Here is a 14,458-nt window from a genome sequence, read left to right on the forward strand (position 1 = left end):
ACGCCATGTCTGTGCTCACCACCCCTGCGGGCATCGCCACCAGTCACGCCCTGCGCCGCCGCCCCGGGGCCGATGTGGCCGGCGCCGTCTTCAGGTGGCTGCTGATCGGCGCCACCGTGTTCGCCACGGGCTTTTTGGCCGTGTTGCTCGCGGTCATGATCGTGGACGGCTGGGACGTGCTGTCGGGCAACCTCTGGCACTTCCTGACCCACGGTTTCTCCCAGCGCTCGGCCGCCGAGGCCGGTGTCTGGCAGGGCATCATCGGCAGCCTGCAGGTGGCGCTGGTGACCGGCGTGTTCGCCGTGCCGATCGGTGTCGCCACTGCCATCTACCTCGTCGAGTACGCCCAGGACTCCCGCTTCGCCCGCATCGTCGAGCTGAACATCCGCAACCTGGCCGGCGTGCCGTCGATCGTCTATGGCCTGCTGGGCCTGGCGGTGTTCGTGCAGACCATCCACGGCTTCACCCAGGGCAAGACGGTGATTGCCGGCGGCATGACGCTGGCGGCGATGGTGCTGCCGATCATCGTCATCACCTCGGTCGAAGCGCTCAAGGCCGTGCCCTCGTCGCTGCGCGAGGCCGCGTACGGTGTGGGAGCCACCAAGTGGGAGGTGCTCTCACGTCAGGTCCTGCCTGCTGCGCTGTCCACGATCCTCACGGGCACCGTGCTGGCGCTGGCGCGCGCCCTCGGCGAAGCGGCGCCCCTGATCCTGGTGGGCGCCGCCACGGGCTTCCTCAGCTTCGGCGACGCCAACCTGCTCGAGACCTTCACCGGTCCCTATACGGCGCTGCCGGTGCAGATCTTCAACTTCGCCCGCCTGCCCGGCGCCGACTGGGGGGTGAACGCCGCCGCAGCCAGCGTCGTCATCCTGGTGCTGGTGCTGGCGGTGAACGGATTGGCCATCTACCTGCGCAACCGCTTCGAGAAGCAGTGGTGACCCCGCCTCCATGACCCGACTGAACAGCCAATACAGGTGAAATGTGAACCCCGAGAAGGCCCTGATGACCCAAGAGCCTGACGCGAGAGCGTCAGATGTTTCCGATGCGCCAGATGCGACTGCATCCGACGTGCCGGCGACGGCGACGACGGGGGTTCATGCGCGCATCGACGTGAGCGGCGTTGTCTCAGGCCAGCGCCCCGAGGCCGGCACGGTGTTCGAGTGTGCCGGAGTCGACGTGTACTACGGCGACTTCAGGGCGCTGCGCGACGTGTCGCTGGATGTGGCCGAGCATGGGGTGACGGCGCTGATCGGCCCCTCGGGCTGCGGCAAGTCGACGTTCCTGCGCTGCTTCAACCGCATGAACGACCTCATCGAGGGTGCCCGGGTGGAGGGCACCGTCAACTACTACGGCGTCGACCTGTACCAAGACGAGGTCGACCCGGTGGAGGTGCGGCGGCGGGTGGGCATGGTGTTCCAGAAGCCGAACCCGTTCCCCAAGTCGATCTACGACAACATCGCGTACGGGCCTCGGCTGGCGGGCGTGAAGCGATCTGCGCTGGACGACGTGGTGGAGGGCTCGCTCACCCGGGCGGCGCTGTGGGACGAAGTCAAGGACCGCCTCAAGATGTCGGCCTACGGCCTGTCGGGCGGCCAGCAGCAGCGGCTGTGCATTGCCCGGGCCATTGCGGTGCAGCCCGACGTGGTGCTGATGGATGAGCCCTGTTCCGCGCTCGACCCGATCGCCACGGGCCGCATCGAGGAGCTCATCGCCGAGCTGAAGACCGAGTACACGATCATCATCGTGACGCACAACATGCAGCAGGCCGCTCGCATCAGCGACATGACGGCCTTCTTCTCGGTGCAGGCCAACGAGATGGGTCACCGCACCGGCGAGCTGGTCGAGTACGCCCCGACCTCGCTGATCTTCACCAACCCCGACGATCCCCGCACGGAGGCCTACATCACCGGGCGGGTCGGTTGATTTACGCCACACTGCTTACATGACCGAAGAAGTACGGACCGAGTTCCATCAGCTGATGGACGAGGTTCGTGCCGACCTCGTGCAGATGGGCGGCATGGTGGCCGAGGGGATCTCGGCGGTGAGCGCAGCGTTGCTCGCCGGCGACATCGGCGGTGCCGATCAGATCATCGCCGCCGACGACGAGCTCGACCTGCTGAGCCTCGAAGCCGAGGAGAAGTGCGTGCAGCTGCTGGCCCTGCAGCAGCCGGTGGCGGTGGACCTTCGCACGATCCTGACCGACCTGCGGATGATCTCCGAGATCGAGCGCAGCGGCGACCTGGTCACCAACATCGCCAAGGCGGTGGCCCGCCTGCACGGGTCGGAGCTGGAGCCCCGGGTGCGCGGGCTGATCGACCGCATGCGGGAGCAGGCGGTGAAGCTGACGGCCAGGGCCATGGATGCCTACGCCGAGCGCGACGCCGGCCTGGCGTCGGTGCTCAACGACATGGACGACGTGCTCGACGACCTGCACAACGAGTACATCGTGGCGGTGTTCGCCTCGCACGAGCTCGGCAAGATCAGCATTCAGCATGCGGTGCAGCTCGCGGTGGTGGGCCGGTTCTACGAGCGCATCGGCGATCATGCGGTGAACGTGGCGGAGCGCGTCGAGTTCCTGGTGACCGGAGAGCTGCCCGAGCATCTGGGCGCCAACCGGGCCCGAGCCCGCCGGGAGCAGGACGATTGTTGATCGCGCTCGTGGCGGTGGCGGCCGCACTGGCAGTTGCGCTGGTTGCGGTGTTGCTGCTGGTACGGGGGCGCAGTTCGGCTTCGGAGCGGCTGGGACGTGTGGTGCACCGGTTTGCCGGGGAAGGCGAGGCGCCCCGTCCTGGCGAGGCGAGGCTCGACCGCAACAGCCTCGACGACTGGATCACCTACCTGGAGTCGGTTGCCACCACGGCGGCCATGACGGCCAACCTGGCCGAACGCGACCGGGCTCGCTGGCAGCTGGCGATGAACGAGCTGGCGGTGGGCGTGGTGCTGGTGGACGAGGACGGCGCCGTGTGCGCCAGCAATGCGCTGGCCGACGAGATGATGTCGGCTCGTGACGCCATGGCGCTGGTGGGCGCGGGTGTGACGCAGTTGCTCGAGTCGGCCCGGGAGGGGCAGGCTCGTTCCCGCACGGTGAAGCTGACGGGGCCGCCGCCGCAGGTGATCGAGATCAGCGGGCATCCGGTTGCGAGCGACAGCCACGCTCTGGGCGCGGTGGCGGTGATGGCCGACTGCACTGAGGGTGTGCGCACAGATGACGTGCGGCGAGACTTCGTGGCCAACTTGAGCCATGAGCTGCGCACGCCCGTGGGCGCCATTGCGCTGCTGTCGGAGACGCTGGCCGGCGAGGATGACGCTGCGGTGCGCACCCGGCTGGTCGACCGGATCGGTGCTGAGGCCGACCGGGTGCGCCACATCATCGATGACCTGCTGGAGCTGAGCCGGGTGGAGCTGGAGGGCTCCATGCGCCAGGAGCCGGTGCCGGTGGTGCCGCTGCTGGGCGAGGTGGCGCACCAGTATTCCGAGCACGCCCGCACGAACGATGTGTCGCTGCTGAGCCCCGATGTCGACGAGCAGCTTGTTCTTCATGCCGACCGGGGTCAGCTGCTGCGGGCGGTGGGCAACCTGGTCGACAACGCCATCAAGTACAGCGACCCGGGCTCAGAGGTGCGGCTGTCTGCTGCGCCCAGCTCCCGTGAGGAGCAGGTGTGGGTGGACGTGGTGGTGGCTGACGATGGCATCGGCATACCCGCCGACGAGACCGAGCGGGTCTTCGAGCGCTTCTACCGGGTCGACAAGGCCCGCGCCCGGGCCACCGGCGGCACCGGGCTGGGCCTGAGCATCGTGCGTCACGTGGTGATGAACCACGGCGGCGAGGTGATGCTGCATACCCGTGAAGGCGTGGGCACCACGTTCACGCTCAGGCTGCCGGCATGTCAGGCGAGCACATGACATCGGTACTGGTGGTCGACGACGAGCCGTCGTTCACCGAGGCCCTCTCGGTGGGCTTGCGGCGCGAGGGGTTCGAGGTGCGCACGGCGGCGGACGGCCGGGCGGCGCTGGCCGAGATCAACGAAGCCGAGCCCGACCTGGTGCTGCATCGACGCCGTGGTGGGCCTGGAGGTGGGGGCCGACGACTATGTGGCCAAGCCGTACCGGATGCGTGAGCTGGTGGCCCGCATGCGGGCGGTGCTGCGGCGTGCGTCGGAGCAATCGCCGCCGTCGCAGCCTTCCGGTCCGCCGTCGCCGCCTTCGGATCTGCTGCCGCAACCGCAGCTGATCGAGGGCGATGTGGAGCTCGACATCGACCGGCACGAGCTGCGGGTGCGGGGCGAGCTGGTCACCCTGGCGCTGAGGGAGTTCGAGCTGCTGGCGTACCTGATGGCCCGTGCCGGGCGGGTGGTGACCCGCGACAGCCTCATGCAGAACGTGTGGGGCTACAACTACGTGGGCGATACCAAGACGATCGATGTTCACGTCAAGCGGCTGCGGGCCAAGATCGAGGACGATCCTTCGAGCCCGCAGCGGATCACCACCATTCGTGGGCTGGGCTACCGCTACGAGCGGTCGGCCTGACTCGGCAGCGGCTGATGCAGCCGTTCACGTGGCTTGCCCGCACGCATCTGCTGTCTGCCGCCGGCGATGCGCTGATTGCCATCGCGCTGGCCGGGTCGCTGTTCTTCAACCTCGATCCGGCGGCTGCCCGGCCCAGGGTGGCGCTGTACCTGCTGGTGACGATGGCGCCGTTTGCGGTGGTGGGGCCGCTGATCGGACCGCTGGTCGACCGCAGCCGCGGCGGACGGCGGGGGATGATCATCGGCGCCGGCATTGCCCGGGCGGTGCTGGCGCTGCTGATGGTGCGCCATCTCGATTCGCTGCTGCTGTTCCCCGAGGCGTTCGGCGCGCTGGTGGCGGGCAAGACGTATCACGTGGCCAAGAGCGCGGTGGTGCCGGGGCTGGTGCGCGAGGAGCGCGACCTGGTCGAGGCCAATTCGAAGCTGATGCTGCTGAGCGGGCTGGGGGGTGCGCTGGCTGCGGGGCCTGGTGTGCTGCTGAGCCTGGCGTCGTCGCGCTGGGTGCTGGTGCTGGCGGCGGTGGTGTTCGTGCTGATGACGTTCCCGGCACGGCGGCTGCCCCGCTTTGCCGTGCGGCCCAGTCGGCCCCCCCAGGATCCTGAGCTCCAGCCGCCTGCTCATGCTAGTGAGACCCGACATGTCTCACGGCGGGGCGGGATGCTGCTGGCGGGCTCGGCCATGGGCGTCGTGCGGGCCATGACCGGCTTCACGCTGTTCCTCATCGCGTTCTGGCTGCGCACCGACGACGCAGCGCCGTGGTGGTTCGGCTTCATGTTCACCGCCAGCGCTGTGGGCCAGCTCATCGGCGCTGTGGGTGCGCCGTGGCTGAGACGCCGTGTCCGTGAGGAGGTGCTGCTTGCCAGCACGCTGGTGCTGGCGGCTGCGGTGTCGTTCTATGTGGTGACGGCGCCCGACCGCTTCTCGGTGCTGGTGCTGGCCATGGTGATCGGCCTCATGTCCGCGCTGGGGAAGCTGTGCTTCGACGCGATCGTGCAGCGCGATGAGGTGCCCGCCGACCGGGGCCGCACGTTCGCCCGCTTCGAGACCCGCTTCCAGCTCATGTGGGTGATCGGCGGGTTGGTGCCGGTGGCGGCGCCCAGCGGCATCCTGCCGCTGCGGGCCGGGGTGATGCTGCTGGGCATTGCCGGGCTGGTTGCGGTGGTGCTGTATGCGGGCGGGCTGTGGGCGCTGGCGCGGGGCCGGCGTCCGCCGTCGGAGATCATCGCCACCCGGGTCCGCACCCGGGTTCGCGCCCGCGTCCGCCGCAACAGACCGCAGCCGCCTGGATAGGGGGTCCTCAGCTCCGGTATCCGTGCCCGTCCGCTGACGCTCGGGGGAGAGCTAGAGCGGCAGGTCGAGGCGGGCGAGCCAGAGGCCCGGTGCGACGAGCTCGTTGGGCGTGGGGAGCCCGCCGGGCTCGAAGAGGCGGGCCAGCCCCTCGCGGCCGGCTCGCTCGATCACGCCGGCGACGAAACTGTCTCCCCGGTCGCGTGCTTCGGCGGTCAGCCGCACGCCCAGCAGCCGGTCGGCGTAGTCGGCGCCTGCGAGGGCGCGGCGGCGCACGGCCTCGCTGAGCGCACCGAATCCGCCGATGAGGCGGGGGCCGGCCTGGGCAACCACGTCGTCGACGTAGGCGGTGAGCACGCAGATCAGCGTCTCGAGATGACTTTGGCCCTCGTCGCGGGTCACGCCGAGCAGCAGTTCGGGATTGCCGAAGATGCGCTGGAGCTGTTCGCCGAATTGCGCCTGGAGCTGCTGCGGGTCGCTGACGTCGCCGAGCGAAGTGGGCAGCTCCAGGTCGAGACTCATGGGGTCGCCGCGGCGGAAGCCGTCGATATGTCCTAGGAGCAGTGAGTGCAACTCGGCATGAACTTCAGGTATCGCCAGGACCGCGTGCATGGTGTGCTCGCGGATGGCCACCCACAGCATCACGTCGTCGACATCGAGGCTCCATTCGTTGGCGAACTCCGCGATGTTGGCGGTCACGATGTGCACATGTTCCCGAGGGATCATGAGGTCCGAGTTGCCGAACGCGCTGGTGGCGAGGTGGCCGGCCATCATGCCGGCAGTCATCGCCACCGTCATGGGGCTCATCATGGCGAGCAGGCCGGCGAAGGGGTCGTGAGCGGTGCTGCTCGCTGGATCGTCCCTCAAGCGCTCCGACAGCCGGTCCATGAGCGGGCGGATGGTCTCCAGCGCGCTGGTGGCCCAGCCCGAGCGGGTGACCGGCTCGAGCTGCGGCGCGACCTGCAGGCCGGTGACATGTGCCACGTGCAGCTCGGCCACGCGGCTGATCTCGCTGAGGCGGTGCCGCTCGACCGGGTCGACGTTGTGCTCGAGCTTGCCGCCGGTGGCGAGCTGGTTGGCGGCCTGGCGGGCGCCTTCCCAGAGCTGCTCTTCGTTGCCCCCGAAGATGGATGCGATGTCGCCGAGGAACGGGATGCCCTTGAACGGATCGTCATCGTCGGCCACAACGGCATCGTACGACGGGTCACGGTGCACCGGAACAGCGCCCCTGCCGCCGTGTTCTGCGATCGACTACGGCTGCCAACTGCCGCTGCTGTGGGGCGCAGTGACCGGGGGCAGGGTCATGAGTGAGGCATGGTAGGGATATGAGCCGGATTGCCGTGTCGGGTGCGGGCGGCGTGATCGGCGCCCGGGTGCTGCAGTGGCTGGCCCAGTCGTTCGACGTGCTCGACGTCGACGCCGCCGACAGCCAGCACGACTTGGGCGGCGCCGAGGCGTTGGTGCATCTGCGGTTGACCCGGGAGGTGACCTCCGACCGGGTGCGGCGGGTGCTGGCGGCGGCCGATGTACAGCATCTGACCATGGTGTCGAGCGCCAGCGTGTACGGGGCCTGGCCCAACCACCCCACGCCGATCTCAGAGGATCTGCCCGTGCGCCCCAACCTGGAGGCATCGTGGGCCGTGCATCATGCCGACGCCGAGCGGATGGTGCTGGAGTGGTGCGATCAGGGTGATCGTTCCGTGGCGATCCTGCGGCCGGCGCCGGTGGTGTCGAGCGGCCTGGGCGGCCCGATCGGCGAGGCGATGCTCGCAGCGGCCCCGATCCGCACGGGCAGCGACGACCCGCCGGTGCAGTTCCTGCACCTCGACGATCTGGCCTCCGCGGTAGTGCTGGCCACGCAGCGTCGGCTGTCGGGCGTGTTCAACGTGGCGCCCGACGGCTGGCTGTCGCCGGGCGAGCTGCGGGCGCTGCTGGGAGCCCGCCCCAAGATCCGGCTGCCGATGCCGCTGCCCAAGCGGCTCGACCGCTATGTGGCCCGGCGGGTGGGCCACGCTGCGCCCGCAGGGCTGCTCCCGTACACCCGCTACAGCTGGGTGGTGGCCAACGACCGGCTGCGGGCCGAGGGCTGGGAACCGCGCTACAGCAGCGCCCAGGCGTTCGTGATCGCCGACGCCGGGATGCCCTGGGACGACCTCAATGCCCGCCAGCGCCAGTACGCCACACTGGTCGGTGCGGGGGCCGCGGTGGCGGCCGGCGGCTGGGCTGCCGCGGCCTGGCTCCGGCGCTCCTACGCTTTGCGATGATGTCACCCGATGTGATCCCGGCCGACACGTGGGTGGAGCTGACTCACGACGAGCTGCCGGTCGCCGCGGTCTATGAATGGGCGCTTGATCCGGCGGCGGGAGCGGTCGTGCTGTTCTCCGGCACGGTGCGCGACCACGCAGAGCACCGCACGGGCGTGACCCGGCTGGTGTACGAGGCATACGAGTCGGAGGTGGCGCCTCGCTTCGCCGAGATCGCCGCCGAGTTGCGCCGGCGGTGGCCGAGCGCGCGCAAGGTGGCGCTGCTGCACCGGGTGGGCATGTTGGGTTTGAAGGAGAGCTCGGTCGTGGTGGCCGTCTCGGCGCCGCACCGGGGCGAAGCATTCGAAGCTGCCCGGTTCGGCATCGACACGTTGAAGGCCACGGTGCCGATCTGGAAGCAGGAGCATCATGACGCCGGCACCGACTGGGGCCTGCAGTCGCAGCCGATCGCACAGGTGCCCCGGTCATGAGCCCGCTGCTGTTCCTGGCGATTGCGATCGTGGTGCCGTTGCTGGGGATGGCCGTTCTGGGCGTGGGCGCCCGCATCAAGCACCAGAAAGTGACCGACGACGAGACAGGGCTGTTCCGCCGCAAGCTCGAGTCGATCGCCCCCCCAGAATCGGAAGAGCCGCCCTCTGGCACGCCAGGACTCGTCGGCACGATTCGCCGGCGGAGAGGCGGCAGCTTCCGCAGGGCAGCACCTGGCTCCGCTGCCGCCGTATCCGGCGACGCCGAGCGGCGCGGACGACGCCGGAGTCGGCGAGCTGCACGACACTCCGCGGCACTCGTTGCGGCCCAGCAACGGCCCGCACCGGCCAGCGTCCGGCTGGTCGAGCGTGATTACTCGGTGCCGCTGCTGCCGCCGCTGAGCGCCGACCTCGAAGAGCTCCCGCTGCAGGCAGGCGAGCGGAGGAGCCGCCGGGCGGTACCCCGCCCACCGGAAGCCGAACGACGGCACGACCGCGTGATCTCCGCCAGTCAGAGGCCCAACCAGGGGCGTCATCCTGGCTCGTGACCTGGCGATCGATCTCGGCACCGCGAACACGCTGGTGTACGAGCGGGGGCGCGGCATCGTGTTCAACGAGCCGTCGGTCATTGCGCTCAACGAGCGCTCGGGCGAGGTGCTGTCGGTGGGGCGCGAAGCCTGGCAGATGATCGGGCGCACGCCGAGTTACATCATCGCTGCACGACCGCTGCGCAATGGCGCCATCACCGATTTCGACATCACCCAGCGCATGATCCGGCTCATCCTGCAAGGCGTGGGCGTCGGCCGTTTCGGCCGCACCCGTGTGGCCGTCTGCGTGCCGTCGCTGATCACGCCGGTCGAACGGCGGGCGGTGATCGAGGCGGCGCGGCGGGCCGGGTCGTCGGACGTCCGGCTCATCGAGCAGCCGATCGCTGCAGCAATCGGCTCGGGCCTGCCGATCCACGAGCCCACCGGCTCGCTGGTGATCGACATCGGCGGCGGCACCGCCGAGATCGCCATGGTGTCGCTTGGCGGCCTGGTATCGCTGCGTGCGGTCCGTGTGGGGTCGTTCGACTTCGACACTGCGCTGATGAACTATGCCCGCCGCGTGCACGGCATCGCGATCGGCGAGCGCACGAGCGAGGAGCTGAAGATCAGCATCGGCTCGGCATGGCCGCTCGACGACAAGTTCGACGCCGAGGTGAAGGGTCGTGACCTGTCGACGGGTCTGCCTCGCACCTTCGTCATCACCCCCACCGAGGTACGCTCCGCTCTGGCCGACACGGTCGAGCTCATCGTGGAGGCCGTCCTGGAGTGCTTGGGCGAGGCGCCGCCTGAGCTGGCACAAGACCTCATCCACACGGGCGCCCTCATGGTCGGCGGCGGCTCGCTGCTGCAGGGCCTCGACCAGCGCATCGCATCCGAGGCACGTGTGCCTGTGCTGCGCTCGGAGTCGCCGCTCGAGACGGTTGTGCTCGGCGCTGGCCGGGCGCTCGAGAACTTCGAGTCGCTCCACGCCTCGCATACGATCCCGGGCCGCTAGCCCGGGCTGCGGATCCTCGGCTGCCGCCGTACTCGTCAGCCGCAAATCCCCGTGTGCGGACTCTGCGGCGGGGCACGCTGGTTGGGTGCGCTCATCGGTGTCTCGCGTTGCGGGGCTTCTCGTAACGCTGCTGCTTGCAGCAGGCTGCTCGGAATCGCCTCCCGAGTCCAGCCCGCCGGTTCCGCCCCAGCTTGCTCCTGCCGACGGTTACGACGCCGGTGTGTTCACGCTCGGCGTGCTGGTGGACCTGTCTGGCCCTGCTGCGGAGGCTGATCGTGCCGCGCTCGCGGGCGCGCAGGCCTACTGGTCCGGAGTCGATGCCCGCGGCGGCATCGCCGGGCTCTACCCGGTCGAGCTGTCGGTAAAGCACCTCGATGCCGACGCGCTCGGTGAATGGGATGTCGCAGCGCTGACCTACGTAAGCAGCGCGATCGACGCCGCCGACGTGACGGCCGAGCTGCCGTTGCCGGTGGTGCCGGCCGTCGCCACGCTGGGCGGCGAAAACCTGGACTGGGTGCTCACGTCGGCAGCGCCGGTGGAGCTGACCACCGTGGCCCTGCTGGACCGCTTCCGTGCGAGCGGACCAGGCGCCACCTGGTGCGTCATCGTCGACGGTTCGCCCTTGGGCCGCCAAGTCGCCGCGGCGGCCTACGCCGCAGGCGCTGCCCGTGAGACGGTGCCGGCAATGCTCGACCTCGACGTGGGCGAGATCGAGGTGCTCGATCTGGACGCATCCGTCTTCGATGTCACCGACGCGGTCAGCGACCGCCAGTGCCGGTACGTACTCGTCGAGGCGGCCGAGCCGGGAGCAATCCACGTGCTCGAACGGCTGCCGCCGAACCTGACCGTCGCACGGCGCTCCACCCTCGCCGCCGGCATCGAACTGCCCGGACATGTCGAGCTGCTCATCGACCCCGCCCCGCCCTGGCAGACCGGCCGCTCCGCCGTGATGGATGCCTTCGCCGCCGACTGGGCGAGGTTCCACGCGGATTCCGCGCCCGACCCCCGAGTACGGGCCGGATGGCTGTCACAGCTGCGCCTGCACTTGCTGCTTGAGCAGGCGGTCGCTGCCGGCGATGTGAGCCGGGAACGGCTCGTCGCCCTGGCAGGACAGGTCGAGCCGGTCGACCCCGACCGCAACACGCTGCCCGGCGTGCCTCGCATCGGCATGGACATCTCCGAGCCGATCGGCGGCGGACCGCTGCGCACCCTCCGTCTCTACGGACGCACCGATGTCGCCGCCGACGAGCTCGGGCTGCGCCAACTACTCGCCCTCGACGTGACCCACCTGATGGAAGCGCTGCGAGACCGCCTGAGCGACGTGGGTTAGCTGGCGTCTTGTTCTCTCAGAGTGCCTCCGTTCTGGCCCGGCCCCGGTTCTGGCCCGACCTCGTGCTGGCCTGGCTTCGGTTCTGGCCTGGCTTCGGTGCTGGCCTGGCCTCGGTTCTGGCCCGGCCTCGGTTCTGGCCCGGCTTCGGTTCTGGCCCGGCCCGAGCAGGTCACGGGGCCCTCGGTTGTCGGACATTGGCTCCCTGCTCGGCCTTTCGACGCTCGACGGCTTTCTGCCTTGGCATCCAGCCGTCGGGGCCCACAACCAGTTCGTAGCCGTGCTCGTGAAGGTGCTGGTGGTGGGTGTGGCACAGCAGCACCAGGTTGTCGAGATTGGTGGGGCCACCGTCAGCCCAGTGGACGACGTGATGCGCGTCGCAGCGTGAGGGGGACGCATGGCAACCGGGCCACTGGCAGTGCTTGTCGCGTGCGATGAGCAGCCGCCTGAGCCGCAACGGCACGGTGCGTCGTGCCCAGCCGATGTCGGCGGATCCACCCCGCCCGCCCAAGATGATCGGAATGATCTCGGCGTCGCATGCGAGACGCCGCACAGTCTCCGGCGCGAGCTCGGTGCCGGCATCGGTGACGCCGGCCTGGTCGGTGTGGCCGCGCAACGCATCGAGGCCGATGAGCACGCTGATCTGCGCCGGAGACAGCCGCTGCAGCTGCTCGGCATGTCCGTCGCGGCATGCGCGTGCATGCAGACGGTCGACCGCAGCGGCGTCTTGCTCGGTGAGGGTGACGCCTGCCAGCGCGTACGCGAGCGTGTCGGCGTCGCGTTGCGCCGGTGTGCGCCGGTCGGTGCGCTGATGCTTGTCGTCTTGCCACAGTGCGCGGCGCAGCGGCTCGAGCGCCGCTTCGATGCTGGCTCCCGTCTCCGGATCGAACCTTGCCCACAGCTTGAGCATTCCTTCGTGGTCGCGGCCCCATCCAGCGCCCCGAGCCGTCCGCTGGCGCAGGAATCGCTCGGTCGGCGTCTCGACGCCGTGTGTCGCTTCGGCTTCGCGCAGGCGTTGACGGGTGGTGTCGGTGTCGTGGGAGGCGGCAGCGGCCACCAGCTCCGTGCGCACCTCGTCGGGCACGCGAGCGTCGCACAGTGATTCTGCCTGATCGGCGTTGATGTCGCCCTCCGCCAGCGCGTCCAGAACGGCTGCGTGCTCGCGGGCCTTGCTCGCGACGCGGCACAGCCGGCGTGCTTCCCGCTCGGATACGCCGGTGGCGTCCCGCAGCGTCAGATGCGGCATCGGATCCGGAGCCACGCCCGAGCGGCTCAGCTCGTGCAGCGCGCCGAGCACTTCGGCCCGGTAGCCCGCCAGCCGGTTGGCGAGCCGTTCGATATCACCCAGCGCATTGACCAGCTCGTCCCGGCGCAGCAGCGTGAGCTCACCCCGGTCGAGGCGCCGCAATACGAGCATTCCTGGCCGATCGGTCGTGAGATCGGTGGGCTGGGGGGCTGCCGGGATTGCCTCGGCGCTGCCAGAACCGCTTCTCAACATGGGAACAACCGTAGAAGCGGGGTGTAACACGAATAACTGAAAACAATCGAACAAACAGAAATGAGAGGGAATGACATGAACCGGCGTCGCAGGCCGACTCGGCGGACAGACACGTCCATGTGCACGAGCTGGGTGGGCGTCGGGCGATGTGACGGTGCGTTCTCAGAGGCTGCCAATGCCGCAGCAGCTTCGAGAGTTGCAGCGGGCCGGCGACGCCGAGTGTGCCCGAACAGCAGCCCGCAGGGGGCTGAGGCGGTAGGTGCGGCCCGCCGACTGAGGTTGCGTCGGCGCCGAGCGACCCCCTCAGCGCACGGGCACGCCGAGCAGTTCGCCAGCGACGGCCCGCACCTGGCGGTCACGATCCTCGAGCGCTGACCGCACGGCGTCGGCAGCCCGGTCGTCGTCGAACTGGTACAGCCCGAGCAGCGCACGGCGGCGGATCTGCGGCCGATCGTCCATGGCGGCCAGCAACATCTCGAGCGCCATCCCCCGGGCAGCGTCGTGCGGCGCGCCCGCAACAGCGGTGTCGGGCGCGCCCGGTCCGGACTCTGGCTCGGCGGCAGCGTCGTGGGGCGTGCCCGCGTCGGCGTCCAAGCCGGCCGCGATGGCTCCCAGCGCTGCCACGGCGCTTTCCCGGCACAGCGGATCGTCGTGATTGCCCGCCACCCGGCACAGCTCCTCGACCTGCCCGGAATCCCAGTCACGCTCGCCGAGCGCGGCCGCCGCAACCTCCACCACCGACGCATCGAGATCGCTCAGCAGCCCCACGAGCTCGACTTCGGGCGGTGCCAGCTCCGCAGCTCGGCACCGCACTTCCGCCGCATCGTCCCCCAAAGCGCGCCTGACCTGTTCCGCCTGCAGCGACTCGCACCGAGCCAGCGCTCCGAGCGCCGCCGCCCGCACGCCCGCGTCCTCGTCATCCAACAGTCGCGCGGCCACCGCCGCCTCGCCCCGATGACCCGCCACAATCGCTTCCAGCCGACGTGCGTACGCCTCGCCCTCCGCCCCGTCGCTGCTGGTCATCTGGTCAGTGCCTTGCTGAGCGGCCTGCGGCTGCTCACCCGATCAGCGCTTCGAGCACCAACGCACCGACCACCGCGCCAACCAGCACGAGCGCCACCAGGGCAATGGCGCAAAGTGCCGTGAACGCCCCCAACCCGAGCACTGCAATCAGCTTGCGCCAGATCGCCGTGGGCCTGTACGGCCACCGCCCCGGCTCGATGCGCCCCGGTTCCATGCGCCCAATATGCCCCATCTGCGGCCCAACCGCGCGTGCCCGTGACAGGGCGCATGGCACGCTGTGCGCCTGTGACCGACACGACCGGCGGCCCGCCGGAAGACGATCCCGACGCCCCTGCCGGCAGCCCGCCGGAAGGCGAGCTCGACGTGCCTGCCGCCAGCCCCCCGGTCGAAGTGCCAGACGATGACGCAGACCTCGGCTGGCGCGCCCTCGCGGGATCACTCGACGATCTCGGCTTCGCCCCGCCGCCCGCCGCCGAAACTGAGCGATCCGACCGGGCACACCCCGCCGCCGAGACACCAACCGC

At 69.8% G+C, this 14,458-nt stretch carries 14 protein-coding genes and 2 pseudogenes; 12 read left to right on the plus strand and 4 right to left on the minus strand.

Features of this window, described 5'->3' with window-relative positions; genetic code table 11:
* The first annotated feature begins 5 nt into the window (after positions 1 to 5).
* The 6 genes and pseudogenes from pstA to VI480_RS07105 all read left to right on the plus strand — a co-directional run bounded on the left by pstA (position 6) and on the right by VI480_RS07105 (position 5,816).
* Positions 6 to 938: a phosphate ABC transporter permease PstA gene (gene pstA, locus VI480_RS07075; RefSeq protein WP_323672119.1), complete on the plus strand. Its 933-nt coding sequence runs from the start codon at positions 6 to 8 to the stop codon at positions 936 to 938.
* A gap of 64 nt (positions 939 to 1,002) precedes the next feature.
* Positions 1,003 to 1,923, plus strand: a complete 921-nt coding sequence (gene pstB / locus VI480_RS07080) for a phosphate ABC transporter ATP-binding protein PstB (RefSeq protein WP_323672120.1) — start codon at positions 1,003 to 1,005, stop codon at positions 1,921 to 1,923.
* A 19-nt stretch (positions 1,924 to 1,942) separates the two neighbouring features.
* Complete coding sequence (gene phoU / locus VI480_RS07085; RefSeq protein ID WP_323672121.1) at positions 1,943 to 2,650, plus strand: phosphate signaling complex protein PhoU; 708 nt, start codon at positions 1,943 to 1,945, stop codon at positions 2,648 to 2,650.
* Entirely contained in the window at positions 2,644 to 3,903 is a 1,260-nt protein-coding gene (locus tag VI480_RS07090) for a sensor histidine kinase (RefSeq protein WP_323672122.1), read from the plus strand. The genes phoU and VI480_RS07090 overlap by 7 nt, the downstream gene beginning before the upstream one ends.
* Positions 3,900 to 4,527 (plus strand): annotated as a pseudogene (locus tag VI480_RS07100) (winged helix-turn-helix domain-containing protein). The gene VI480_RS07090 and the pseudogene VI480_RS07100 overlap by 4 nt, the downstream one beginning before the upstream one ends.
* A 14-nt stretch (positions 4,528 to 4,541) precedes the next feature.
* Positions 4,542 to 5,816 (plus strand): MFS transporter, encoded by a 1,275-nt coding sequence (locus tag VI480_RS07105; RefSeq protein WP_323672125.1) that lies wholly within the window; start codon positions 4,542 to 4,544, stop codon positions 5,814 to 5,816.
* A 51-nt stretch (positions 5,817 to 5,867) separates the two neighbouring features.
* On the opposite strand, the gene VI480_RS07110 is transcribed toward VI480_RS07105, so the two are convergent.
* Positions 5,868 to 6,998, minus strand: coding sequence for a zinc-dependent metalloprotease (locus tag VI480_RS07110; RefSeq protein WP_323672126.1), 1,131 nt, complete (start codon positions 6,996 to 6,998; stop codon positions 5,868 to 5,870).
* A gap of 140 nt (positions 6,999 to 7,138) precedes the next feature.
* On the opposite strand from VI480_RS07110, the gene VI480_RS07115 reads away from it, so the two are divergent.
* The 5 genes from VI480_RS07115 (at position 7,139) to VI480_RS07135 (ending at position 11,416) form a co-directional block, all read left to right on the plus strand.
* Positions 7,139 to 8,077 (plus strand): NAD-dependent epimerase/dehydratase family protein, encoded by a 939-nt coding sequence (locus VI480_RS07115; protein ID WP_323672127.1) that lies wholly within the window; start codon positions 7,139 to 7,141, stop codon positions 8,075 to 8,077.
* Positions 8,077 to 8,547 carry a molybdenum cofactor biosynthesis protein MoaE gene (locus tag VI480_RS07120; RefSeq protein WP_323672128.1) on the plus strand — a complete coding sequence of 157 codons (471 nt, stop codon included), beginning with the start codon at positions 8,077 to 8,079 and terminating at the stop codon, positions 8,545 to 8,547. Before VI480_RS07115 ends, VI480_RS07120 begins: the two co-directional genes overlap by 1 nt.
* On the plus strand, positions 8,544 to 9,092 hold the full coding sequence (locus VI480_RS07125; protein WP_323672129.1) for a hypothetical protein: 549 nt from the start codon (positions 8,544 to 8,546) through the stop codon (positions 9,090 to 9,092). The genes VI480_RS07120 and VI480_RS07125 overlap by 4 nt, the downstream gene beginning before the upstream one ends.
* A 31-nt stretch (positions 9,093 to 9,123) precedes the next feature.
* Positions 9,124 to 10,086 (plus strand): rod shape-determining protein, encoded by a 963-nt coding sequence (locus tag VI480_RS07130; protein WP_416246661.1) that lies wholly within the window; start codon positions 9,124 to 9,126, stop codon positions 10,084 to 10,086.
* Positions 10,087 to 10,183: 97 nt separating this feature from the next.
* The gene (locus VI480_RS07135; protein WP_323672131.1) at positions 10,184 to 11,416 is read left to right on the plus strand and encodes a hypothetical protein; all 1,233 of its coding nucleotides are present in this window, start codon (positions 10,184 to 10,186) and stop codon (positions 11,414 to 11,416) included.
* 169 nt (positions 11,417 to 11,585) lie between these two features.
* Here VI480_RS07135 and VI480_RS07140 read toward each other — a convergent pair whose 3' ends face one another.
* The 3 genes from VI480_RS07140 to VI480_RS07150 all read right to left on the minus strand — a co-directional run bounded on the left by VI480_RS07140 (position 11,586) and on the right by VI480_RS07150 (position 14,148).
* Entirely contained in the window at positions 11,586 to 12,911 is a 1,326-nt protein-coding gene (locus tag VI480_RS07140; RefSeq protein ID WP_323672132.1) for an HNH endonuclease signature motif containing protein, read from the minus strand.
* 303 nt (positions 12,912 to 13,214) lie between these two features.
* Entirely contained in the window at positions 13,215 to 13,934 is a 720-nt protein-coding gene (locus VI480_RS07145) for a hypothetical protein (protein ID WP_323672133.1), read from the minus strand.
* A gap of 34 nt (positions 13,935 to 13,968) precedes the next feature.
* A complete protein-coding gene (locus tag VI480_RS07150) occupies positions 13,969 to 14,148 on the minus strand; it encodes a hypothetical protein (protein WP_323672134.1) in 180 nt (59 codons plus the stop codon).
* A 71-nt stretch (positions 14,149 to 14,219) separates the two neighbouring features.
* On the opposite strand from VI480_RS07150, the pseudogene VI480_RS07155 reads away from it, so the two are divergent.
* A pseudogene (locus VI480_RS07155) lies at positions 14,220 to 14,458 on the plus strand (hypothetical protein); the annotation flags it as partial.

The sequence above is a fragment of the Candidatus Poriferisodalis multihospitum genome, assembly GCF_028283155.1.
Lineage (GTDB): Bacteria > Actinomycetota > Acidimicrobiia > Acidimicrobiales > Poriferisodalaceae > Poriferisodalis > Poriferisodalis multihospitum.